At 61.2% G+C, this 23,165-nt stretch carries 19 protein-coding genes and 3 tRNA genes; 18 read left to right on the plus strand and 4 right to left on the minus strand.

The features are described from left to right. Positions 1–21 precede the first annotated feature (21 nt). The 15 genes from truA (at position 22) to BLU63_RS22645 (ending at position 13,636) form a co-directional block, all read left to right on the plus strand. Complete coding sequence (gene truA, locus BLU63_RS22575; protein ID WP_077750385.1) at positions 22–846, plus strand: tRNA pseudouridine(38-40) synthase TruA; 825 nt, start codon at positions 22–24, stop codon at positions 844–846. A 63-nt stretch (positions 847–909) separates the two neighbouring features. Next, the gene (locus BLU63_RS22580; RefSeq protein ID WP_010456034.1) at positions 910–1,533 is read left to right on the plus strand and encodes a phosphoribosylanthranilate isomerase; all 624 of its coding nucleotides are present in this window, start codon (positions 910–912) and stop codon (positions 1,531–1,533) included. 209 nt (positions 1,534–1,742) lie between these two features. After that, complete coding sequence (gene accD / locus BLU63_RS22585; RefSeq protein WP_010456031.1) at positions 1,743–2,663, plus strand: acetyl-CoA carboxylase, carboxyltransferase subunit beta; 921 nt, start codon at positions 1,743–1,745, stop codon at positions 2,661–2,663. After that, on the plus strand, positions 2,660–3,967 hold the full coding sequence (gene folC / locus BLU63_RS22590; RefSeq protein WP_010456028.1) for a bifunctional tetrahydrofolate synthase/dihydrofolate synthase: 1,308 nt from the start codon (positions 2,660–2,662) through the stop codon (positions 3,965–3,967). The genes accD and folC overlap by 4 nt, the downstream gene beginning before the upstream one ends. Further along, positions 3,951–4,613 carry an SPOR domain-containing protein gene (locus BLU63_RS22595; protein WP_010456026.1) on the plus strand — a complete coding sequence of 221 codons (663 nt, stop codon included), beginning with the start codon at positions 3,951–3,953 and terminating at the stop codon, positions 4,611–4,613. Before folC ends, BLU63_RS22595 begins: the two co-directional genes overlap by 17 nt. Positions 4,614–4,711: 98 nt before the next feature. After that, a complete protein-coding gene (locus BLU63_RS22600) occupies positions 4,712–5,272 on the plus strand; it encodes a CvpA family protein (RefSeq protein ID WP_083376278.1) in 561 nt (186 codons plus the stop codon). Positions 5,273–5,313: 41 nt separating this feature from the next. Further along, a complete protein-coding gene (gene purF / locus BLU63_RS22605; protein WP_010456022.1) occupies positions 5,314–6,819 on the plus strand; it encodes an amidophosphoribosyltransferase in 1,506 nt (501 codons plus the stop codon). Between the two features lie 66 nt (positions 6,820–6,885). Then, positions 6,886–8,097 (plus strand): O-succinylhomoserine sulfhydrylase, encoded by a 1,212-nt coding sequence (locus BLU63_RS22610; RefSeq protein ID WP_010456020.1) that lies wholly within the window; start codon positions 6,886–6,888, stop codon positions 8,095–8,097. Then, a complete protein-coding gene (locus BLU63_RS22615) occupies positions 8,094–8,867 on the plus strand; it encodes an SDR family oxidoreductase (RefSeq protein WP_010456018.1) in 774 nt (257 codons plus the stop codon). The genes BLU63_RS22610 and BLU63_RS22615 overlap by 4 nt, the downstream gene beginning before the upstream one ends. Before the next feature lie 182 nt (positions 8,868–9,049). Continuing rightward, a tRNA-Val gene (locus BLU63_RS22620) sits at positions 9,050–9,125 on the plus strand. A gap of 55 nt (positions 9,126–9,180) precedes the next feature. Next, positions 9,181–9,257: transfer RNA gene (locus BLU63_RS22625), tRNA-Asp, on the plus strand. A 105-nt stretch (positions 9,258–9,362) separates the two neighbouring features. Continuing rightward, positions 9,363–9,439 (plus strand) — tRNA-Asp (locus BLU63_RS22630). 249 nt (positions 9,440–9,688) lie between these two features. Beyond that, entirely contained in the window at positions 9,689–10,198 is a 510-nt protein-coding gene (locus BLU63_RS22635) for a sigma-70 family RNA polymerase sigma factor (RefSeq protein ID WP_083376279.1), read from the plus strand. After that, the gene (locus BLU63_RS22640) at positions 10,195–11,145 is read left to right on the plus strand and encodes a FecR domain-containing protein (RefSeq protein ID WP_083376280.1); all 951 of its coding nucleotides are present in this window, start codon (positions 10,195–10,197) and stop codon (positions 11,143–11,145) included. Before BLU63_RS22635 ends, BLU63_RS22640 begins: the two co-directional genes overlap by 4 nt. A 67-nt stretch (positions 11,146–11,212) precedes the next feature. Continuing rightward, the gene (locus tag BLU63_RS22645; protein WP_083376281.1) at positions 11,213–13,636 is read left to right on the plus strand and encodes a TonB-dependent receptor; all 2,424 of its coding nucleotides are present in this window, start codon (positions 11,213–11,215) and stop codon (positions 13,634–13,636) included. A gap of 146 nt (positions 13,637–13,782) precedes the next feature. Here the strand turns inward: BLU63_RS22645 and aldA are convergent, their stop codons facing one another. From aldA to BLU63_RS22665, 4 genes are read right to left on the minus strand one after another with little or no spacing between them, the layout of a single operon-like run. Next, positions 13,783–15,216, minus strand: a complete 1,434-nt coding sequence (gene aldA / locus BLU63_RS22650; protein WP_083376282.1) for an aldehyde dehydrogenase — start codon at positions 15,214–15,216, stop codon at positions 13,783–13,785. A gap of 20 nt (positions 15,217–15,236) precedes the next feature. Continuing rightward, positions 15,237–16,037 carry an aldolase/citrate lyase family protein gene (locus BLU63_RS22655; RefSeq protein WP_083376283.1) on the minus strand — a complete coding sequence of 267 codons (801 nt, stop codon included), beginning with the start codon at positions 16,035–16,037 and terminating at the stop codon, positions 15,237–15,239. Positions 16,038–16,051: 14 nt separating this feature from the next. Next, positions 16,052–17,236, minus strand: a complete 1,185-nt coding sequence (gene rhmD / locus BLU63_RS22660; RefSeq protein WP_077750338.1) for an L-rhamnonate dehydratase — start codon at positions 17,234–17,236, stop codon at positions 16,052–16,054. A 16-nt stretch (positions 17,237–17,252) separates the two neighbouring features. Beyond that, positions 17,253–18,548 (minus strand): MFS transporter, encoded by a 1,296-nt coding sequence (locus BLU63_RS22665; protein WP_010456004.1) that lies wholly within the window; start codon positions 18,546–18,548, stop codon positions 17,253–17,255. 125 nt (positions 18,549–18,673) lie between these two features. Between BLU63_RS22665 and BLU63_RS22670 the strand changes: the two genes are divergently transcribed. From BLU63_RS22670 to BLU63_RS22680, 3 genes are all read left to right on the plus strand, one after another. Next, positions 18,674–19,615: a LysR family transcriptional regulator gene (locus tag BLU63_RS22670; protein WP_083376284.1), complete on the plus strand. Its 942-nt coding sequence runs from the start codon at positions 18,674–18,676 to the stop codon at positions 19,613–19,615. A gap of 184 nt (positions 19,616–19,799) precedes the next feature. Next, a complete protein-coding gene (locus tag BLU63_RS22675; protein ID WP_083376285.1) occupies positions 19,800–22,631 on the plus strand; it encodes a xanthine dehydrogenase family protein molybdopterin-binding subunit in 2,832 nt (943 codons plus the stop codon). Beyond that, entirely contained in the window at positions 22,624–23,163 is a 540-nt protein-coding gene (locus tag BLU63_RS22680) for a (2Fe-2S)-binding protein (protein WP_083376286.1), read from the plus strand. The genes BLU63_RS22675 and BLU63_RS22680 overlap by 8 nt, the downstream gene beginning before the upstream one ends. Positions 23,164–23,165: the final 2 nt, after the last annotated feature.

A 23,165-nucleotide genomic window follows, 5' to 3' on the forward strand; every position in this document is an offset into this window, starting at 1 on the left:
ATAGATAACCCGGCTGCCGAAATGGCGGCCGACGGCTTTTTCCGGATCGCGTTGGGCGTTGAATACAAAGGTTCGCGTTATCGCGGCTGGCAGCGCCAGGCCTCCGGTGTGCTCACTGTGCAGGAAACCCTCGAAAAGGCCTTATCCAAAGTCGCCGACTCACCGGTGTCGCTGCTCTGCGCCGGGCGCACTGACGCGGGCGTGCATGCGTGCGGCCAGGTGGTGCATTTCGATACGCAGGTCGAGCGTTCGATGAAGGCCTGGGTCATGGGCGCCAACATCAACTTGCCCCACGACGTCAGTGTCAGCTGGGCCAAGGTCATGCCGGCGCATTTTCATGCGCGCTTCAAGGCCATCGCCCGCCGTTATCGGTATGTGATCTACAACGATCAGATCCGCCCGGCGCATCTCAACGAAGAAATCACCTGGAACCACCGTCCGCTCGATGTGGAGCGCATGGCCGAGGCCGCCCAGTACCTGGTCGGTACCCATGATTTCAGCGCATTCCGCGCCGGTCAGTGCCAGGCCAAATCGCCGATCAAGGAACTGCATCACCTGCGTGTCACGCGCCACGGCAAGATGATCGTCCTGGATATCCGCGCCAGCGCCTTCCTGCACCACATGGTGCGCAACATCGCCGGTGTCTTGATGACCATCGGTGCGGGCGAGCGTCCGGTGGAGTGGATGAAGGAAGTGCTGGAGAGCCGGATCCGTCGTTCTGGCGGGGTGACGGCGCATCCCTACGGCCTGTATCTGGTGCAGGTCGAGTATCGCGACGAGTTCCAATTGCCTGAGCGTTACATCGGCCCACACTTCCTCACCGGCTTCTCTGAACTTGACGGCTGACGCCCTCGAACGCATTTGTTACCATCCGGGACTTTCTCGGATTTGCCCTGAGGTTTTATCGACATGTCAGCCGTTCGCAGCAAGATTTGTGGGATTACCCGCATAGAAGATGCGTTGGCGGCGGTCGAGGCCGGGGCGGATGCCATCGGGTTTGTGTTTTACGCCAAGAGTCCGCGGGCCGTCACGTTCCAGCAGGCGCGCGACATTATCAAGTTGCTGCCGCCGTTCGTGACCACCGTGGGGTTGTTCGTCAACAGCAGCCGCTGCGAGTTGGGCGAGCTGCTCGACGCCGTACCGCTGGACCTGTTGCAGTTCCATGGCGACGAAACCGCAGCCGAATGTGAAGGCTGGCACCGCCCGTACATCAAGGCGTTGCGGGTCAAGGCCGGCGACGACATCGCGGCGGCCTGCGATGCGTTTCCAAGCGCCAGCGGTATCCTGCTTGATGCCTATGTCGAAGGTGTTCCCGGTGGAACCGGTGAAGCGTTCGACTGGTCTCTGATACCGCAGGGCTTGAGCAAGCCGATCATTCTCGCTGGTGGCCTGACGCCGGATAACGTGGCTGAGGCAATCGCCCGGGTCCGGCCTTATGCGGTGGACGTCAGCGGCGGGGTAGAAGCGAGCAAGGGCATCAAGGATCACGCAAAGATTCAGGCATTCATCAAGGCGGTACGTAGTAGCACGTAGTTGATGTGACGGCTGGCAGACTGCCGCCGTCCCAAAATGCACTGCGCTGCACAAAGCAGGCACGGCTGAGGATTTTTGGATTGTACGCAGGTCACGTTTCGCTGACCCGGCCATCCACCGATCATCGCCACACACATGAATTTAGCTCAAGGGCATACGCGGGGCTGCGAACCAGAGCGTTCGGGCCGCCGGTACTGGAGAAAGAAAGCATGAGCAACTGGTTAGTAGACAAACTGATCCCTTCGATCATGCGTTCCGAGGTCAAGAAGAGCTCGGTGCCTGAAGGTCTGTGGCACAAATGCCCGTCTTGCGAGGCTGTGCTGTATCGTCCGGAGCTGGAAAAGACCCTGGACGTTTGCCCCAAGTGCAACCACCACATGCGTATCGGCGCCCGCGCGCGCATCGACATCTTCCTCGACGCCGAAGGCCGTGCAGAATTGGGCGCGGACCTGGAGCCGGTTGATCGCCTGAAATTCCGCGATGGCAAGAAGTACAAGGACCGCCTGACCGCTGCGCAAAAGCAGACCGGCGAAAAAGACGCACTGATCTCCATGAGCGGCACCCTGCTGGGCATGCCGGTGGTGGTCTCGGCCTTCGAGTTCTCCTTCATGGGGGGGTCGATGGGCGCCATCGTGGGTGAGCGTTTTGTCCGCGCTGCCAACTACGCGCTGGAAAACCGTTGCCCGATGATCTGTTTCGCCGCTTCCGGTGGTGCGCGGATGCAGGAAGCCCTGATCTCCCTGATGCAAATGGCCAAGACCTCTGCGGTCCTGGCGCGTCTGCGTGAAGAAGGCATTCCGTTCATCTCCGTGCTCACCGATCCGGTCTACGGCGGCGTTTCCGCCAGTCTGGCGATGCTGGGCGACGTGATTGTCGGTGAGCCGAAAGCCCTGATCGGCTTCGCCGGTCCACGCGTGATCGAACAGACCGTGCGTGAAAAACTGCCGGAAGGTTTCCAGCGCAGCGAGTTCCTGCTGGAGCACGGTGCAATCGACATGATCATTCACCGCCAGGAACTGCGTCCGCGCCTGGGCAACCTGCTGGCACAAATGATGGGTCTGCCGACGCCAAAATTCGTTGCCGCACCCATTGAGCCGATCGTGGTTCCACCGGTACCTGCCAACCTATGACCGAACGTACCCTTGGCGAGTGGCTCGCCTACCTAGAGCAGTTGCACCCTTCGGCCATCGACATGGGCCTGGAGCGCTCGCAACAGGTAGCGTCCCGCATGGGACTGGGCAAGCTGGCGCCTCGGGTGATCACGGTCACCGGCACCAATGGCAAGGGGTCCACCTGTGCATTCGTGGCCTCGTTGCTGCGGGCTCAAGGCCTGAGCGTTGGTGTCTACAATTCTCCGCACCTGCTGCGTTACAACGAGCGGGTGCAGGTCAACGGCGTCGAAGCGACGGACGCCGAGTTGTGCGAAGCCTTTGCTGCGGTCGAGGCGGGCCGTGGCGACACTTCCCTGACGTACTTCGAGATGGGCACCCTGGCGGCGTTCTGGCTGTTTCAACAGGCAGGGCTTGATGCCGTGGTGCTGGAAGTCGGCTTGGGCGGGCGTCTGGACACGGTCAACGTGGTCGATGCCGACATGGCGCTGGTCACCAGTATTGGCGTCGATCACGCCGATTACCTGGGCGATACCCGCGAATCCGTGGCTTTTGAGAAAGCCGGCATCTTCCGCCAGGGCGCGCCTGCGCTCTGTGGTGACCTGAATCCTCCGCAACCTCTGCTGGATAAAGCCCGCGAGCTCAATTGCCCGTTTTTCCTGCGTGGGCGCGATTTCGACCTCGGTGTGACCGATCACAATTGGCAATGGCGCGGTCTTGACGCTCAAGGGCGAGTGGTCGAGTTGCATGATCTGCCGTTGCTCGATCTGCCGATGGAAAACGCCGCACTGGCCTTGCAGGCTTACCTGTTGCTCGGTTTGCCGTGGGTCGATTCGCAAGTAATCAATGCGCTGACAGCGACGCGGGTGGTAGGTCGTCTTGACCGCCGTCAAATCGACTGGCAGGGCAAGCGTCTGAACCTGTTGCTGGATGTGGGGCATAACCCGCATGCGGCCGAGTATCTGGCGCGCCGTCTGGCCGTTCGTCCGCCGGTCGGCAAGCGTCTGGCGGTGTTTGGCTTGTTGGCGGACAAGGATCTGGATGGTGTTGTCAGTGAATTGAATGCTAGTGTCCAGCAATGGGCTGTCGCGCCGTTGGATTCGCCGCGTGCGCGCCCGGTGGCCGATTTGCAGGCGGCGTTGCAGAACCTTGGCGCTGCGGTAACGTCTTATGACAGTGTGGCCGCCGCCCTGGAAGGGCAGTGCGCACTGGCAACGAGCGACGACGAGATTCTGTTGTTCGGATCATTTTATTGTGTCGCCGAGGCCCTCGAATGGCTGGCCCGGCGCTCCACGGAGGAAGCGGCAAATGGCATTGCTGGATAAGGCATACAAACAGCGCATGGTTGGCGCCCTGGTTCTGGTGGCGCTGGCGGTTATTTTTCTGCCGATGCTGTTTTCCCGCCAGGATGAGCAGCGTCAAGTGACGGTCGAAGCCCCGGCTGCGCCGCAAGCACCCTCGGTGCCGCCAGTGCAGGTCGAGCCAGTGGTGGTGCCCGAGCCACAAGCGCTGCCTCAGGAGCCTGTGCCAAGCGATGACGAGATCGCTCAGCAAGAAGCACCCGTGGCGCCGATCACCCCGAGTGCGCCAGCCGCGGCTGCGCCTGCTACCAAACCGGTCGCTCCCGCGCCTGTGGTCAAGCCTGCTGCGCCGACCACGCCGCCTGCCCAGCCGATTACGGCCGCGCCGGGCAAGCCAGACACGACTCAAAGCCGCGTCGATGCCAATGGCCTGTCGGTCAGCTGGTCGGTGCAACTGGCCAGTCTGTCGAGCCGTGCAAGCGCAGAAAGTTTGCAAAAAGACCTGCGCAGTCAGGGCTATAACGCCTATATCCGCACGGCCGATGGCAAGAATCGGGTGTTTGTCGGGCCGCTGATCGAGCGCGCCGAAGCGGATCGCCTGCGCGACTTGTTGGGCCGCCAGAAGAACCTCAAGGGGTTTGTGGTGCGTTTCCAGCCTGAGCGCAACTAAAACTATCGCCCCGATTTGAAATGCACTGACAATCGCAGCTTACCGATAGCCATGCGCTCTGCTAAAATGCGCCGCCTTATCCGTCTGTAGGCTGCACTGTGCCATTTACCTGGGTTGACTGGGCGATCGTTGCAATCGTCGCCATCTCCGCATTGATCAGTCTGAGCCGCGGCTTCGTCAAAGAAGCATTATCGCTGGTGACCTGGATCATCGCAGGAGTCGTCGCCTGGATGTTCGGTGGTGCATTGTCCGAGCACCTCGCCGGATACATCGAAACGCCATCAGCTCGTGTGATCACGGGCTGCGCCATCATGTTTATCGCCACGTTAATCGTAGGCGCAATGATCAATTATCTTATCGGCGAGTTGGTACGCGTCACCGGGCTATCCGGGACCGATCGATTCCTCGGCATGGCCTTCGGCGCCGCGCGTGGCGTGTTGCTGGTGGTCGTGGCGGTCGGGCTGTTGAGCCTGGGGCCGGTACAGCAGGACGGGTGGTGGCAACAGTCACAGCTCGTGCCAAAATTTCTATTGGTCGCAGACTGGTCCAAAAACCTGATCCTCGGGTGGAGCAGTCAGTGGCTTGCCAGCGGTATCAGCGTACCCGCTGAGATACCGTTCAAGGATCACCTCTTGCCGATGGCCAAAACGCCTCAGTGAGTTGTGTTCAGTTCAGATCCATTAAGTAGGGGTTGCGTCGCATGTGTGGCATCGTCGGTATCGTCGGTAAGTCGAACGTCAATCAGGCGCTGTATGACGCGCTAACCGTCCTCCAGCACCGCGGCCAGGACGCTGCCGGTATCGTGACCAGCCATGATGGCCGGTTATTCCTGCGCAAGGACAATGGCCTGGTGCGTGACGTGTTCCATCAGCGTCACATGCAGCGCCTGGTCGGTCACATGGGCATTGGCCATGTGCGTTACCCGACCGCGGGCAGCTCGACCTCGGCCGAAGCTCAACCGTTTTACGTCAACTCGCCTTACGGCATCACCCTGGCGCACAACGGTAACCTGACCAACGTTGAACAGCTGGCCAAGGAGATTTACGAATCTGACCTGCGCCACGTCAACACCAACTCCGATTCGGAAGTGCTGCTCAACGTGTTCGCGCACGAACTGGCCCAGCGCGGCAAGTTGCAGCCTACCGAAGAAGACGTATTCGCCGCTGTAACCGACGTGCATAACCGTTGCGTCGGTGGTTATGCGGTCGTGGCAATGGTGACCGGTTACGGCATCGTCGGTTTCCGCGACCCGCACGGCATCCGCCCGATCGTCTTCGGTCAGCGTCACACCGACGAAGGCGTCGAGTACATGATCGCCTCCGAAAGCGTCTCCCTGGACGTGCTCGGCTTCACCCTTATTCGCGACCTGGCACCAGGCGAAGCGGTCTACATCACTGAAGATGGCAAGCTGCACACCCGTCAGTGCGCGACCAACCCGTCCCTGACCCCGTGCATCTTCGAACACGTCTACCTGGCGCGTCCGGACTCGATCATCGACGGCGTGTCGGTGTACAAGGCCCGTCTGCGCATGGGCGAGAAGCTCGCCGAGAAGATCCTGCGCGAACGTCCTGAACACGACATCGACGTGGTCATCCCGATCCCGGACACCAGCCGCACTGCGGCCCTGGAGCTGGCGAACCACCTGGGCGTCAAGTTCCGCGAAGGCTTCGTGAAAAACCGCTACATCGGCCGGACCTTCATCATGCCGGGCCAGGCCGCACGGAAAAAATCCGTACGCCAGAAGCTCAACGCCATCGAACTGGAATTCCGCGGCAAGAACGTGATGCTGGTGGACGACTCGATCGTTCGTGGCACCACGTGCAAGCAGATCATCCAGATGGCCCGTGAAGCCGGCGCGAAAAACGTCTACTTCTGCTCCGCAGCACCGGCCGTTCGCTACCCGAACGTCTACGGTATCGACATGCCGAGCGCTCACGAGCTGATCGCCCACAATCGTTCGACCCAGGACGTTGCCGACCTGATCGGCGCCGACTGGTTGATCTATCAGGACTTGCCTGACTTGATCGAAGCGGTCGGTGGCGGCAAGATCAAGATCGAGAAGTTCGATTGTGCGGTGTTCGACGGCCAGTACGTCACCGGTGACGTCGACGAGGCTTACCTGAACAAGATCGAGCAGGCACGTAACGATGCCTCCAAGGTCAAGACGCAGGCCGTCAGCGCGATCATTGATCTGTACAACAACTGAGTAACTACCGGCCCTGAGGGGCCGGTTTTGTATCTACTTATAAAGAACAAGGCAAGGAGTGACAGCATGAGTCAGGATTGGGATGCCGGTCGGCTGGACAGCGACCTCGAAGGCGTAGCGTTCGATACCCTGGCCGTACGCGCCGGTCAGCACCGCACGCCGGAAGGCGAACACGGTGATCCGATGTTCTTCACTTCAAGCTACGTATTCCGTACCGCTGCCGATGCGGCGGCGCGCTTTGCCGGTGAAGTGCCGGGCAACGTTTACTCGCGCTATACCAACCCGACCGTTCGCGCGTTCGAAGAGCGCATTGCCGCGCTGGAAAGCGCCGAGCAAGCGGTCGCCACGGCCACCGGCATGGCAGCGATCATGGCGGTGGTCATGAGCCTGTGCAGCGCTGGTGATCACGTGCTGGTGTCGCGCAGCGTGTTCGGCTCGACCATCAGTCTCTTCGAAAAGTACTTCAAGCGCTTCGGCATCGAAGTCGACTACGTGCCTTTGGCGGACCTGTCCGGTTGGGACGCAGCCATCAAGGCCAACACCAAATTGCTGTTCGTCGAGTCGCCGTCCAATCCATTGGCAGAGCTGGTAGACATTGCCGAGCTGGCGAAAATCGCTCATGCCAAAGGCGCGATGCTGGTGGTCGACAACTGCTTCTGCACCCCTGCGTTGCAACAACCGCTGAAGATGGGCGCGGACATCGTCGTGCACTCGGCGACCAAGTTCATCGATGGCCAGGGCCGTTGCATGGGCGGCGTTGTCGCCGGTCGCAGCGAGCAGATGAAAGAAGTGGTGGGTTTCCTGCGCACCGCCGGGCCGACCCTGAGCCCGTTTAACGCCTGGATCTTCCTCAAGGGTCTGGAAACCCTGAGCCTGCGCATGAAGGCGCATTGCGCCAACGCCCAGCAACTGGCCGAGTGGCTGGAGCAGCAGGACGGCATCGAGAAAGTCCATTACGCTGGCCTCAAGAGCCATCCGCAGCACGAACTGGCGCTGCGCCAGCAGAAAGGTTTCGGCGCCGTGGTGAGTTTCGAGGTCAAGGGCGGCAAAGAGGGCGCCTGGCGCTTTATCGATGCGACCCGCCTGATTTCGATCACCGCCAATCTGGGTGACAGCAAAACCACGATCACGCACCCGAGCACCACCTCCCACGGCCGTCTGGCGCCGCAAGAGCGTGAAGCGGCGGGCATTCGTGACAGCCTGATCCGCATCGCGGTCGGTCTGGAAGACGTGGCAGACCTGCAAGCCGATCTGGCGCGCGGGTTGGCGGCCTTGTGATCGAGTTGGCGACGCCGGGTACCGGCACCCATGGCCGCGTTGCACTGGTCACCGGTGCTGCACGCGGCATCGGGTTGGGGATCGCGGCCTGGCTGATCAGCGAAGGCTGGCAGGTGGTGCTGACCGATCTTGATCGAGAGCGTGGTTCGAAGGTGACAAAAGTGCTGGGCGCAAACGCCTGGTTCGTCGCCATGGACGTCTCGAACGAGGGGCAAGTGGCGCTGGGCGTTGCCGAGGTGCTGGGTCAATTCGGGCGTCTGGATGCGCTGGTGTGCAACGCGGCGGTGGCCGACCCGCACAACATCACCCTGGAAAGCCTCGACCTGGCTTACTGGAACCGGGTGCTGGCGGTCAATCTCAGTGGGCCAATGCTGTTGGCCAAACACTGTGCGCCGTATCTGCGCGCTCACAGCGGTGCGATCGTCAACCTGGCCTCGACCCGTGCCGGGCAATCAGAGCCTGATACAGAGGCTTACGCGGCGAGCAAGGGCGGCCTGCTGGCCCTGACTCACGCGTTGGCCATCAGCCTTGGGCCGGAAATACGCGTCAACGCGGTCAGCCCTGGCTGGATCGACGCGCGAGACCCGGCGGCACGACGTGCCGCCCCCCTGACCGATGCCGACCATGCCCAGCATCCGGCGGGCAGGGTCGGGACTGTCGAAGACGTCGCGGCGATGGTGGCGTGGCTGTTGTCGAAGAATGCCGGGTTCGTCACGGGCCAGGAATTTGTGGTCGATGGCGGCATGACCAAGAAGATGGTCTACAAGTAGAAGCTGCAAGTCTCAAGCTACAAGCGGCAAGTAAATGCGAGCCCGTGCAAGCCCTGAATACGCGATCCTGCTTTTACTTGCCGCTTGAAGCTTGTACTTGGAGCTGTTTTGAAAAAACTTCAATCCTGCTATTGACTTAGGTTCGCTACCTGCGTAAATTTCGCGGCCTCGGAGATGCAAACGGGTGATTAGCTCAGCTGGGAGAGCGTCTGCCTTACAAGCAGAATGTCGGCGGTTCGATCCCGTCATCACCCACCAAATCCGAGAGTCTTGCGAGAGCAAGATGGAAGCTGTTAAAAGCCTCCACCGACGCGCAGCGGTAGTTCAGTCGGTTAGAATACCGGCCTGTCACGCCGGGGGTCGCGGGTTCGAGTCCCGTCCGCTGCGCCATATTTTCCGAGTCAGGCTTGACCTGATTCGAGACTGAAAGAGAGATTGAAAAGTCTCGGAGCTTTCAGTCAGACGAGTTAATTGAGCGTCAGCTCAAAGCGATACGCAGCGGTAGTTCAGTCGGTTAGAATACCGGCCTGTCACGCCGGGGGTCGCGGGTTCGAGTCCCGTCCGCTGCGCCATATCTGCCTCAAGGCCCGCTGAACGCCTTGGAGCTACGAAGAAAGCCGCTGGCAATCTTCGAGTCGATAGCAAAGACCCTGGTCGAAAGACCGGGGTTTTTTGTGTCTGCGATTTGGCTTTTCTCTCCTCCATACCCTCCCCAATGAACCTTTCTGCTCAGTCGATGCATAAAGGGCTTCCTTCGCACGCCTGACATTAATTAGAATCACTCTCATTTACGATAACTCCTTGGCACAGGGCTTCTTGAAATGAGCGATGCAGCGATGCCGGAGGAGCAAACCTTCCATGACTTGTACCGCGACTATCGCGGCTGGCTCGAAAACTGGTTGAGGCGGCGCATGAGCAATGGTCATGATGCGGCGGACCTGAGCCAGGATACGTTCGTGCGTGTGCTCGCCAGCTCCCAGCACATTGCTGACCTGCAAGAGCCCCGTGCCTACCTGGCGACCGTGGGCAAACGGCTGCTGACCAACTTCTACAAGCGCCGCAGCCTCGAACAGGCTTACCTCAACGCCCTGGCGCTGCTGCCCGAAGACTGCGTGCCATCCCCCGAGCAGCGCTGGATTCTGCTGGAAACCCTGCAAGCCCTCGACGAATTGCTCGATGGATTGCCGACCCCGGTACGACGGGCATTTCTCTGGAGCCAACTGGAAGGCCTGGGTTACCAGCAAATCGCCGAGCGCCTGCAAGTCTCCGAACGCACGATCAAGCGCTACATGGCCCAAGCCTACGAACACTGCCTGCTGGTGGACCTGTGATCGGTTCAGCCCCTTCGGCCGACGCCCGCCACGTCATGCGGGCTGCCGCGCAGTGGCTGGCGCTGATGGAATCGGGCACTGCCAATGAGCAGGACCGTGCCGAGTTGCAGACCTGGCGCGACAGCCATTCCAGTCACGAACAGGCCTGGCAGAAAGCGCAACGCTTGCGTCAACGTTTTAGCGACCTGCCTTCAGTATTGGCGATGGCCAGTCTGGATAGGCCGCAGCCGAGCCGGCGTGCGGTGCTCAAGCGCGCCGTGGGAGCGGTGGCGTTGGTGCCGACTGCCTGGCTGATCAGTCGGCAGTTGCCTTTGGATGTCTGGGGCGCCGACCTGCGCACGGCGACCGGCGAGGGCAAGAAAGTCCGGTTGGCCGATGGCAGCTCGCTGCAATTGAACACCGCGAGCGCCGTCGATATTGATCTGAACACTCGGCTACTGAAGCTCGTGGAGGGCGAAATAGCCCTGAAAGTCCCCGGTTCGTCGCCGCTGACGATCCAGACTCACTTCGGCCAGGTAGTCGTCAGTCAGAGCGAAGTGTGTGTCCGCCAGTGGCCGACGGGTTGCCGGGTGTCGGTGCTCAACGGCGCGGTGCAGTTGGAGCCTTTGCGCGGACCGGTCTTTTCACTGCGCGCAGGCCAGCAAGTCAGCCTTCAGGCGGCAGGTGCCGGCGCTGTGGAGCCCTTCGACGTGCTTGCTCCAGGCTGGCGAGACGGTGTGTTGATGGCACAGAACCAGCCTCTGGGGGATTTCCTGCGTGAACTCAGCACCTATCGCCCGGGTGTGCTGCGCTGGGAGCCGGAACTGGAATCCCTGCGTGTCACCGGCAGTTTTCGCCTGGAAGACACCGATCGTATCCTCACGCTGTTAGCGGCCAGCTTGCCGCTGGAGGTGCATTCGCGTACGCGTTATTGGGTCACGCTGCTGCCGCGTAAAAATAGTGTTTGAAGGGTGTCCCCTTTTTTCGCGTCGCTTGTCATTCAAGGCAAGTGAACGAATCAAGAGAGCTTCTTCAATGCCCGCAGTGTTCCCGTCGAGTCCGCGTTTGGCTTCATCCCGCCTGCGCCCGTTAATGCACTTGAGCCTGTTGCTGAGCCTCAGTGCCTGTCCGTTGTTTATCACCGCCGGTTGGGCCGAAGACGCGCCTCGACGCAGTTATCAGGTGCCGGCAGGCAGCCTTGGTGCAGCGCTGACCCGTTTCGCGGGTCTGGCCGGGGTCAATCTGTCTGTGGACCCGGCGCTGGTGAGCGGTCGCAACAGCCCCGGTCTGTCCGGCGAGTTCGCCGTGGAGGAGGGCTTTGCGCGGCTGTTGCAGGGTTCCGGTCTGCAACTGCAACCGGTGGGCGAGCAGGCCTACATCCTGACCCCGGCGCCCGAAGGCAGTGGTCTGCAACTCGGCGCCACCTCAATTCTCGGTTCCATCGACCCGGTGGACGGTGATCCGTATGCCGGCGGCCAGGTTGCGCGTCGCGGTTCGCAAGGCTTGCTGGGCTCCAAAGATTTCATGGAAACGCCGTTCAGCATGACCACCTACACCAGCGAGGTGGTCAAGAACCAGCAGGCGCGGACCTTGGGCGACCTGATCGCCAACGATCCATCGGTTCGTGCCACGAACCCGGCGGGTGGGCGCTATGAGCAGTTCACCATTCGAGGGTTGAGCCTGTTCAACAGTGATGTTGCCTACAACGGTCTCTACGGCATCCTGCCGACTTATACGATCGACATGGAAATGGCTGATCGTGTCGATGTGATCAAAGGTCCGAGCCAACTGATCAACGGCATCTCGCCGCGGGGCAGCGTGGGTGGCGGGATCAACGTGGTGGCCAAGCGCGCCACCGACAAGCCCATTACTTCGTTTACCGGTATGTACGCTTCCGACAGCCAGGTCGGCGGTGCAGTGGATGTTGGCCGGCGCTTTGGTGAAGACAACAAGTTCGGCATTCGTTTCAATGGCGTCAAGCAGTCCGGCGACACCGAATGGGATCAGCAGAATGTCGACCGCGAGATGGCCGTGCTGGGCCTGGATTTTCGCGGTGAACGCTTGCGTCTCTCGACGGACGTCGGCCGTACCGAGCGTGATACCGACGCGCCGCAGGAGCGGGTGCAGGTCAACGCCAACGCGCAGGTTCCACATGCCAGCGATGTGCGTCACAACTATGCGCAACCCTGGAGCAAGGCGAGTACCAACGACACCTTCGGCACGGTGAACGCCGAATTCGACGTCAACGATTCCGTGATGCTCTACGGCGGTGTGGGCGCGCGCAAAAGCAATCATGATTTTCTCCGGCATGCCGTCGCGGTCACCAACGACAAGGGCGATTTCAGCGTTCAACCCCGTGATTTCACCCGCGACGAAAACGTCCGGACGGCCACGGCTGGGGTGCGCAACTGGTTTCATACCGGCCCGGTGAGCCATGAGGTGAACCTGGCGGCCAGTTATTTCTACATGGACTTCGAGAACGGTGGCGCACGTTACGCGGCGGCCCCCAGCAACCTCTACAACCCTGTGGAAACACCGACGCCGGTCAGACCGACGCGACAGGATCCGAAGGTCTACACCGAAAACCGCTTCAGCGGCGTGGCCTTGTCCGACACCCTGGGATTCTTCGATGACCGGCTGCTGCTGACCCTGGGCGCCCGCTGGCAGCGGGTGAAGGTCGACGACTGGTCGGATAACGTCAAAGGCGACACCGCCTACGACGAGGAAAAGGTTTCGCCGTCGGGCGGCATCCTGTTCAAGGCCACCGATAAGCTGTCGCTGTACGCGAACTACATGGAAGGCCTGAGCCAAGGCAAGATCGCGCCATCGACCTCGATCAACGAAGACGAGATTTTCCCGCCATTCATCAGCCGCCAGGTCGAGGTCGGCGCCAAGTATGACGCCGGCGCGTTTGCCATGACCGCTGCGGTGTTCCGGATCAAGCAGCCAGCCTATGAGACCAACGCCACCACGCGGGTTTTCGGCCCGAACGGCAAGCGTGAAAACACGGGTGTGGAACTGAGTGTGTTCGGTGAGCCGCTCGAGGGTTTCCGCTTGCTCGGCGGTGTCATGTATATCGACAGCGAGTTGACCAACACCGCCAATGGCACCTTCGACGGCAACCGGGCGCCGGCCACTCCGAAATACAACGTCAACCTGGGCGCCGAGTGGGACGTGCCGACCGTGCAGGGCCTGACCCTCACCAGCCGGGGCATCTATTCCAGTTCGCAGTATCTGGACCAGTCCAACAACAAGGAGATCGAATCGTGGGAGCGTTTCGACGTGGGCGCACGCTACGCGTTCAAGGTCGAGGAAAAGAACATCACATTGCGCGCCAACATCGAGAACGTGGCCGACAAGCGCTACTGGAGTTCGGCCGGGGCGTCGGATGACAGTGAGCCAGGGTTGACGCTGTCGACACCGCGGACCTATCTGCTTTCGGCGACCGTCGACTTCTGACGGCATCGCGTTGACTGACCCGACGCCATCGCGAGCAGGCTCGCTCCCACAGGGGTTTTGTGTTGTTGCATAGATTTAATCAACAACACCAATCCCCTGTGGGAGCGAGCCTGCTCGCGATAGCGGCATCAGCAACGCCGCAAGACTCAGCCTTGCAAGTAAACCGCATGGGTATGGGTGTACTCGTAAAGCCCATGCTTGCCATCCGCGCCGCCAATCCCGGATTTACGCACCCCGGCATGGAAGCCCTGCATGGCCTCGAAGTTCTCGCGGTTGACGTAAGTCTCACCAAAATCCAGCTCGCGCATTGCGTGCATGGTTTTACTGAGGTCGCGGGTGTAGATCGACGAAGTCAGGCCATAGTCGCAGTCGTTGGCCAGGGCGATGGCTTCGTCGAGGTCGTCGATAATCTGGATCGGCAGCACCGGGCCGAAAATCTCTTCGCGCATGATCTCCATGTCGGCGCTGCACCCGGCCAATACCGTGGGCTGGAAGTGAAAGCCGTTCGGCAAATCGGCAATCTGCCCACCGCTGATCAGACTCGCGCCCTGGCTCAAGGCCGTGCGCACTTTGCGGTTGACGCTGTCCAGGCCCTGACGGTTGATCAGCGGGCCCATTTCCACCTCTGGCCGGGCAATCGGATCGCCATAACGGGTGGCGCTCATCGCCGCTGCGATGCGTTCGATAAACGAGTCGGCGACCTTGCGTTCGACGTACACCCGCTCGGCGCAATTGCACACCTGACCGCTGTTGATGATCCGCGAATCGCGAATGGCTTTTACTGCCAGATCAAGGTCGGCATCCGCCAGCACAATGGCCGGCGCCTTGCCGCCCAGTTCCAGGTTGAGTTTGGTGATGTTCGGTGCGGCGGCGGCCATGATTCGCGAACCGGTGTCGACGCTGCCGGTGAAGCTGATCATGTCCACGCCCTTGTGCGCACTGAGCGCCGCGCCCACTCGACCATCGCCGCAAACCACGTTGAACACGCCCGCCGGCAGATCGGTTTCGGCCACCAGCCGGGCGAATTCGAAGCAGTTGTTCGGGGTTTCTTCACTGGGTTTGATCACGATGGTATTGCCGGTCAGCAGGGCCGGCGCCATCTTGCGGGCAATCAGGAAGAACGGGAAATTCCACGGCAGAATCCCGGCGACCACGCCCAGTGGTTTGCGAAACAGAAAGATGTTTTCGTTCTGCCGGTCGCTGGTGATGATTTCGCCTTCGATGCGCCGGGCCCACTCGGCCATGTAGTCGAGGTAGTCGGCGGTGAAATTGACTTCCACTTCCGCCAGGCCGCTGACCTTGCCTTGTTCGAGGGTGATGGTGCGGGCCAAGTGCTGGACGTTCTCCCGCAGCTTGGCGGCGATCCGGCGTAGATGCCCGGCGCGTTCAATCGCCGGTTTGCGCGACCAGTCTTTTTGCGCGGCGCGCGCGGCGGCAAGGGCGCGGTCGACGTCTTCGGCCGTCGAGGCCGGGACTTTCGACAGCATGACACCCGTGGCCGGGTTGATCACATCGATATGGTCGGTGCTGGCCACGAACTGGCCGTTGATGAAGTTTTCGTACACGGGCACGGACGACATTGGGGCGACTCCTTGGCTGATCAGTAAGTGCGCGACGGCGCGTGTTCGGTGGCTGGTGTGCGATAGCGGGCCAGGGTGGCCGTGGCGCTTTGGCGCAGCAGGCTGATGTCGATGGCCACGGCAATGAACTGACAGCCCCAGCTTTGATAGCGGCGCGCGTCTTCTTCGTTCGGCGCGAGGATGCCGCAAGCCTTGCCGGCTGCGAGCGTTGCTTTCACTGCGTGCTGGATGCGTTCCTGAACGTCAGGATGGCCAGGGTTGCCTGCATGGCCGAGGCCGATGGACAAATCCGCCGGGCCGATAAACACCGCGTCGACGCCTTCGATGGCGGCGATCGCTTCGACGTTTTCCACGCCAATCCGCGATTCCACCTGAACGATCAGGCACAACTGCTCATGGGCGGTGTTCAAATAATCCGGCACGCCGTCCCAGCGCGTGGCGCGGGTCAAACCGCCGCCGACGCCGCGAACACCGTGGGGCGGGTAACGCATGGCGCGCACCAGGGCGGCCGCTTGCTCGGCGGTTTCCACCATCGGAATCATCAGCGTCTGCGCACCGATATCCAGCAGTTGCTTGATCAGGTTGGCATCGCCCGTCACCGCACGCACCACGGGAGCCGTGGAGTAGGGCGCCACCGCCTGTAATTGCGCGAGTACGCCGGGCACGGTGTTCGGCGCGTGTTCACCGTCGATCAGCATCCAGTCGTAACCGGTGGTGGCGACGATTTCGGCGGCGTAGCCGGTGGCGAAACCGGCCCAGATTCCGTACTGGGTCGCCGGATTTTTCAGCGCGGCCTTGAAAGCGTTGTGAGGCATGTTCATAGCGGGGTCCTTTCTCAGCGGTTGTACGGCCGATGCAGTTGGCATTCCGGGTTCAGGGTCACGCCGAAACCTGGCTGGTCGAGTGCCGAGAGGCGCATGCGGCCGTTCACCGGAACCGGTTCGCCGAGCAATTGCGGGTGGAACATCGGCACCACTTCGTCAGCCTTCGGCGCCATCATCAGAAACTCGGCGAACGGGCTGTTATGCCGGGTGGCGACGAAGTGGTAGCTGTAAACCGAAGAACCGTGAGGAATCACCAGCGCGTTGTGGGCATCGGCCAGGGCGGAAATCTTCACCAGTTCGGTGATCCCGCCGCACCAGCCGACGTCCGGCTGGATGATGTCGCAGCAGCCCATTTCCAGGAGCATGCGGAAACCCCAGCGGGTGGCTTCGTGTTCGCCGGTGGTCACCAACATGCCTTTGGGCACGTTGTTGCGCAGGGCCGCGTAGCCCCAGTAATCGTCCGGCGGCAGAGCCTCTTCGATCCACTTCAAACCGTACTCGTGGGCGCCGACCGCCAGCTTGGTGGCGTAGTTGAGGTCCAGGCTCATCCAGCAATCGAGCATCAGCCAGAAGTCCGGGCCCACCCGCTCGCGCATGGTCGCCAGTTCTTCGAGGTTCTTGCGCAGGCCTTCCTCGCCTTCGGCCGGGCCGTGATGCAACGGCATCTTGCCGCCAATGAAGCCCATTTTCTGCGCCAGGTCCGGACGGGCGCCGGTGGCGTAGAACTGCAATTCGTCGCGCACCGCACCGCCGAGCAACTGATGCACCGGCTCTTTGCGGATCTTGCCGAGCAAGTCCCACAACGCCAGATCAACCCCGGAGATCGTGTTGATGACGATGCCTTTGCGACCGTAATACAGGGTCGATTGGTACATCTGGTCCCAGATTTTTTCGATGTCGGTGACCCGTGCGCCTTCGAGGAAACGCGCCAAGTGTTTTTCGACAATGTACGCGGCAGGCTCGCCACCGGTGGTGACGGCGAAACCGACCGTGCCGTCGCTGGCTTCGATCTCGACCACCAGCGTGCCGAGCACGTTGATGCCGAAGGTGCGGCGGCTCTGGCGATACTCGGGGTATTTGCTCATCGGCGTGGCAATGTGATCGTCGATCCAGTGACCGTCCGCCTGATCGTGATAATCCGCGCCGCCGCCTCTCAACGTGAAGGCGCGGACGTGTTTGATGGTTGGAATGCCCATGGTGTGACTCCTCAGGTTAAACGGTGGCCGGTGTGTTGGAAGGCTTGTGGACGGGTGAGCGGATGCCCAGGACCAGCAACGCGGCGATGACGGTGGTGCCGGCCAGTACGTACAAGCCTGCGGCCGGTGAATGGAAGGCGCCTTCGGCCCAGTTCTTCAGGACCGGGGCGATGAAGCCGCCGAGGGCGCCGAACGAGTTGATCAGGGCAATCCCGGCTGCAGCGGCGCTGCCGGCGAGATAGCTGGAAGGGAAGGTCCAGAACACCGGTTGCACCGCGATGAAACCCGAAGCGGCGAAACACAGGGCGACGATGCCGAGGAACGGGCTGGCGAAGGTCACCGAGCAGGCGATTCCGGCTGCGGACATCAGCAACGTCAGGCAGGCGGTGCGGCGACGTTCGCCGGTGCGGTCGCTGTAGCCGGGGATCAGGTACGCCGCGACTATCGCGCAGATCCATGGGATCGCCGTGACCAGTCCGACCATCAGCCCGACCTTGGTACCCAACAACCCGCCGACCTGGGTCGGCAGATAGAACACCACGCCGTAGACGCTGGCCTGAATCAGCAGATAAATCAGGCACAAGTACAGAACTGAGGGTTGGCACAGAACATTGAGCAGGCTGCGGCCATGATTCTGTTTGTGGCTATCTTCTTGATCGAGGATGCCTTGCACTTGCTGGCGTTCTTCAACCGTCAGCCACTTCGCGTCGGCCGGGCGATTGTCCAGATACCAATAAGCCCAGACGCCCACCGCCGTGGCCATCAAGCCTTCAACCGCGAACAGCCATTGCCAGCCGTGGACGCCGGCAAATCCGTCCAGCTCCAGCAGCAAGCCAGACAACGGACTGCCAAAGATGAACGCCAGCGGTGCACCGAAGTAGAAAAAGCCCATGGCTTTGCCGCGCGCGGCGCTGGGGAACCAGTAGGTGAGGTAAAGGATGACGCCGGGGAAAAAACCGGCCTCGGCCACGCCCAGCAAGAAGCGCAGGACGTAGAAACTGGTTTCGGTGTGAGCAAAGACCATGGCGGCGGAGACCAGCCCCCAGGTCACCATGATCCGGCACATCCACAGGCGGGCGCCGACACGGTGCAGGATCAGATTGCTCGGCACTTCAAGCAGCGCGTAACCCACGAAAAACACCCCGGCGCCGAAGGCGAAGGCGGCGTCGCTGATGTTGGTGTCGGCTTGAAAGGCTTGCTTGGCGAACCCGACGTTGGCGCGGTCGAGGAAGGCCATGATGTACATCAGTAGCAGGAAGGGGAGTAGCCGCCAGGAAATTTTGGCGAGCAGAGGCGCAGGTAGAGTCTTCATCGCAGTTTTCCTTTGGTAGGGCATTTGTTCTTATGGGAAAGACTGTACGGCCGCGGATCGATGCGTTACAAATCGAATCTAGCTCACAACTGATACCTTGAGGGTATCGATAACAAAGGCCCGCCATGACCACGCCGATCATCTCCCGCAGCCTGCTCAACCGCCTGCGCTACAAGCATTTGCACATGCTGGTGACGCTCAGCAGCAGCCAGAACCTGCACCGCGCCTCGCAAAGCCTGAACATGTCGCAACCGGCGGCGACCCGGATGCTGCATGAGATTGAAGACATGTTCGGCTGCGATCTGTTCGAGCGCCTGCCGCGCGGAATGCGGCCAACAGCACTGGGCAGCGAGTTGATTCGTTTCGCCGAATCCGCCCTCAGCGGCCTCGACCGCTGCGCCGAAGACCTGATCGCGCGGCAGCAGGGCGGTTACGGTTATCTGTCCATCGGCACCATCATGGGCGCCGCGCCCGACCTGGTGATGGATTCGATTGCCGAAATCAAGGCGCTCAATCCGCAGTTGCGCATTCGCATCATGGGCGACACCAGCGATCAGGTGATCCAGTTGCTGGAGCAGGGCCGCATCGACCTCGCCATTGCCCGTCGCAACGCTGGCACCGACAGCGAACATTACGAGTTCGAACAACTGGGCAACGAACGGTTGCTGGTTGTCGTTCACGCCGGTCATCCCCTGGTGCAACGGGAAACGCTCGAACTCTCGGAACTGGTCAGCGGCTGGCCGTGGATCCTGCAGCCGGAAACCAGCCCGGCGCGCATCGGGCTGGATCAGGCCTTGCAGCGCCTGGCGTTGCCGACACCCGCTGACATCATCGAATGCAGCTCGGTGTACTCGATGCAGCAACTGATTCAACTGACCGACGCCATCATGGTGCTCTCGGAAACCGCGTTGCGCGACTACCTGAAAATGGGTCTGGTGGTGGCGCTGCCGGTGGAGCTGGACGTGCAACTGGCGCCATTCGGATTGTTGCTGCGCAAGGGCGAACACATCAGCCGGGAGTTGGGTTTGTTCATCGATTTGCTTCGCCGGAAAGCGGCGGTTTTCTGATTATTTGGTCAGATTTTTGTTGCCAGTTGTTTTCTACAAGCCGATATATCTATAAAGTTAACCTTTCGGTCAGCTTTGCACTGTCAACACAGCCCTTTGCCTCGTCAAAAAGGGCTTCTGCAAGACTCGAGATCCCCAGAACATAACCAGAAGGGCGGACCCATAACCGCCCAGAGGATGATCCATGTCCAACCGTGAAATATCCCGGCGCTCGTTCCTTCAGGGCGGGCTGGTGGCGGGTGTGAGCGTGACGCTCACGCCGCTCAGCAGTCAGGCGCTGGCGGCCTTGATGGAAAACAGCGTGACCGTGCCTTCCGAGCAATGGCTCGGCAACAACGGCAAGGCGCGCTCGCGTAACGATGCCTTGTCCAAGGTCTGCGGCAGCAAAGTGTTTGCCCGCGACATCCGCGCCAAGGACATGCCGGGCTGGCCGCAGCAACAAGGCCACGCCATGCTGCTGAAGACCACCAAGGCCGATCGCATTTATGCCGGTTACGACCTGACGTGGCTCGGCGCCGACTTGCAGCCGGACCGCATCGTCACCGCCGCCGACCTGGACAAGGACGGCATCGCCTTCCCGGAAGAGCACGCGCCGGATCCGCTGCTGCCGGAGGGCAAGGTGCCGATGTTCATCGGCCATCCCGTGGCGATCCTGATCTGGAACGACTTCGAACGCTTCCGCCAGGCCAAGGCCAGACTCAAATTCAATGACAAAGCGATTCGTTACGGCGACAAAGTGCCGTTCTACGAAAGCGATCCCTACGGCAGTTTCCGCTACGTGCGCGTCGGCGGGGTGACCTCGGCGGATGAAGACGAATTCGCCAGCCTGAAGGATTCGATCCTGTTCCCGATGCTGCGCAACCGTCGTCCGGTGTGGAATTCCCAACCGAACCTGCACGGCAACCTGACCGAGCGCGGCTTGTTCTACGCCGAGCGCATGAAGCAGCAAATCGACACGCCGCCAGACAACTGGCTGGTGTTCGACGAGCGTTACAAAACCCCGTCGATCGAACCGGCGGCGATGGAACCGGACAACGGCAACGGCTGGTACGACCCGGCGACCAAAACCCTGCATTTTGTCGTCGCCACCCAGTGCCCGCTGGAGACCGCGACCGAAACCGCGAAGATGATCGCACCGTCGCGTTTCGGCCTGGCCAACCTGAACATGCACCCGGGCTACACCGTCGGTTATGGCTCCAAAGATCACAACATTTTCGTGTACTACGCGGCGCTTGCGGCGTTGTACGGCGCCGGTGTGCCGGTGCGTCTGGCCAACGATCGCTACGAGCAGTTCCAGAGCGGCATCAAGCGTCACCCGTTCGACATCCGCTACCAACTGGCGGTGGACAAGACCGATCACAGCTTCAAGATTTTCCGCGCCGAGATGAACGTCGACGGCGGTGGACGGATCAACTACAGCCCCTCTGTCGCGGCGGTTGGCGCCACGGCGGCGCAGTCGATCTACTACATGCCGCAGAACGATTTGCAGGTCACCGCCTACCATTCCCGCGCCGTTGAAGCCGGGTCAATGCGTGGATACGGCACCCTGCAAAGCATGGCCTCGACCGAGATGATGGTCGATGAGATTGCCGATCGCCTCGGCATTGACGCCATTGATCTGCGCAAGAAAAACGCCATGGTCTCGGGCATGAAAAACACCCAGGGCGCGGTGCCGGCAGGCGCGTTGCGCCTGCACGAAATTCTCGATAAAGCCGCTGTTCACGAAGTCTGGAAAAACCGCGAAGCGATCAAAAAGCAGCGCGAAGCCCGGGACCCGGACAACTGGTACGGCGTCGGTTTTGCCATCTGCCAGAAAGACTTCGGCACCGGTTCCGAAGCGCCGATGGCCAGCATCGAATTCACCGCTGATGGGCACATCACCCTGCGCCACATCGGTATCGAAATCGGCACCGGCATGTCCACCTCGCAAGCCTTGGTCGTGGCGGATTTCCTTGGCGTCCCGGCGACTGAAGTGAAGACCGGCGAGACCGAATGGAAAGAGTTGCAGCTGATCACCGGCGGCAACCCGTACCTCATGAGCCAGGCCGAGCAGGACACTGTGCTGCGCAATCCGCGCTGGGTCGGCAAACTCGCCTCGGCCTCATCGGCGACCAACTCCGCCTATTACTTCAGCCACGCCACCCGTGAAGCGGCGCGCGTGTTGTTCAACCACGGTTTGTGGCCGGCGGCGTTGCAGATCTGGGGCCAGGGCCCTTACGGCGGCCAGGCCAACCCGTATGTGGTGCGCCGTGAAGATGCGCATTGGGTCGACGGCCGACTCACCGCCAACGGCATGCAGCCGCTGAGCTTTGAGCAACTGGCCAGGCACGCCCACGAAAAAGGCCTGGTGACCGGCGCGACCGTGCACGGTTTCAACCGCTGGAGCTGGGCCGAGGCCGAGTTCAGCATCGACGGCGTGCGTGAACGTCTGCCGCTGGACGGCTTGGCGGTCAAGTACGGTGATGGCGCGCCGAGCGTGAAAAAGGCGCAGATGAACAGCGCCGGTTTTCACTTGCTGGATCGCCAGAACGTGCATTACCCGGACACGCAGTTGAACAACGCGGCGGTGACGTATTACAGCCCGGTGGCGACGCTGGTGGAACTGAAAGTGAACAAGGGCTCCGCCGAAGTGCAGGTGCTCAACCACCACTCGTGGGTCGAGTGCGGTCGGGTGCTGGTGGAAGAACTGGTCAAGGGCCAGCTCGAAGGCGGGATCGCCATGGGCATCGGCCATGCGTTGATGGAGGAGATGCCGCTGTACGAAGGCGGGCCGGGGGAGGGTGACTGGAACTTCAACCGTTACCGCTTGCCGATGGCGCGCCACGTAGCGGTGTGGACGCAGACGGCCGAAATCCTGCCGCCGCTGTCGCCGAGCGATCCATCCAAGGGCATCGCCGAAGTGGTGATGATCCCGGTGGTCGGCGCCATCGGTAACGCCGTGGCACATGCCATCGGCAAACGGGTCCGCGACCTGCCTATCACTTCTGCCCGCATCAAGGAGGCCCTCAATGGCTAACCGTCCGCTTCAACTGACCCTCAACGGTCAATCCGTCAGCCCGGTGGACATTCCTGATGACCTGCCGATGATCGATTACCTGCACGAATACAAAAACCTCACCGGCTCGCGCCTGGGTTGCGGCCAGGGCATCTGCCACGCCTGCGTAGTGATCGTCGACAACCCGGACGGCACCAGCGAAGAAGTGCGCACCTGCATCACCGGTGCGCACTATTTCGAAGGCAAAAAAGTGCGGACCATTGAAGGCCACGCGACCCGCGATGAACAGGGCCAGGTCACCGAACTCAATCCGATCCAGCAGCGCTTCGTCGATGAATTTGCCTTCCAGTGCAGCTACTGCGCACCGGGTTTTGTAAATGCCGCGACGGTGTTGGTGGAGAAGCTGCAACGTCAGCCCATCGTCAAAAGCCAGCTGGAAAAAGTCATCGAGGACAGCCTCGGTCACCATATCTGCCGCTGCACCGGCTACGTGCGGTATTACAGCGCGACGCGCAACGTGCTGACCGATCTCGGCCTGGTCAAGGAGGGTTGAGC

Origin of the sequence: Pseudomonas mandelii, from assembly GCF_900106065.1 — a bacterium.
Lineage (GTDB): Bacteria > Pseudomonadota > Gammaproteobacteria > Pseudomonadales > Pseudomonadaceae > Aquipseudomonas > Aquipseudomonas mandelii.

Bases quoted from the DNA above. Each gene is read 5' to 3' on its own strand.
- truA (WP_077750385.1), top strand. From the start codon at position 22: ATGGCGGCCGACGGCTTTTTCCGGATCGCGTTGGGCGTTGAATACAAA.
- BLU63_RS22580 (WP_010456034.1), top strand. From the start codon at position 910: ATGTCAGCCGTTCGCAGCAAGATTTGTGGGATTACCCGCATAGAAGAT.
- accD (WP_010456031.1), top strand. From the start codon at position 1,743: ATGAGCAACTGGTTAGTAGACAAACTGATCCCTTCGATCATGCGTTCC.
- folC (WP_010456028.1), top strand. From the start codon at position 2,660: ATGACCGAACGTACCCTTGGCGAGTGGCTCGCCTACCTAGAGCAGTTG.
- BLU63_RS22595 (WP_010456026.1), top strand. From the start codon at position 3,951: ATGGCATTGCTGGATAAGGCATACAAACAGCGCATGGTTGGCGCCCTG.
- purF (WP_010456022.1), top strand. From the start codon at position 5,314: ATGTGTGGCATCGTCGGTATCGTCGGTAAGTCGAACGTCAATCAGGCG.
- BLU63_RS22610 (WP_010456020.1), top strand. From the start codon at position 6,886: ATGAGTCAGGATTGGGATGCCGGTCGGCTGGACAGCGACCTCGAAGGC.
- BLU63_RS22635 (WP_083376279.1), top strand. From the start codon at position 9,689: ATGAGCGATGCAGCGATGCCGGAGGAGCAAACCTTCCATGACTTGTAC.
- BLU63_RS22645 (WP_083376281.1), top strand. From the start codon at position 11,213: ATGCCCGCAGTGTTCCCGTCGAGTCCGCGTTTGGCTTCATCCCGCCTG.
- aldA (WP_083376282.1), bottom strand. From the start codon at position 15,216: ATGTCGTCCGTGCCCGTGTACGAAAACTTCATCAACGGCCAGTTCGTG.
- BLU63_RS22655 (WP_083376283.1), bottom strand. From the start codon at position 16,037: ATGAACATGCCTCACAACGCTTTCAAGGCCGCGCTGAAAAATCCGGCG.
- rhmD (WP_077750338.1), bottom strand. From the start codon at position 17,236: ATGGGCATTCCAACCATCAAACACGTCCGCGCCTTCACGTTGAGAGGC.
- BLU63_RS22665 (WP_010456004.1), bottom strand. From the start codon at position 18,548: ATGAAGACTCTACCTGCGCCTCTGCTCGCCAAAATTTCCTGGCGGCTA.
- BLU63_RS22670 (WP_083376284.1), top strand. From the start codon at position 18,674: ATGACCACGCCGATCATCTCCCGCAGCCTGCTCAACCGCCTGCGCTAC.
- BLU63_RS22675 (WP_083376285.1), top strand. From the start codon at position 19,800: ATGTCCAACCGTGAAATATCCCGGCGCTCGTTCCTTCAGGGCGGGCTG.
- BLU63_RS22680 (WP_083376286.1), top strand. From the start codon at position 22,624: ATGGCTAACCGTCCGCTTCAACTGACCCTCAACGGTCAATCCGTCAGC.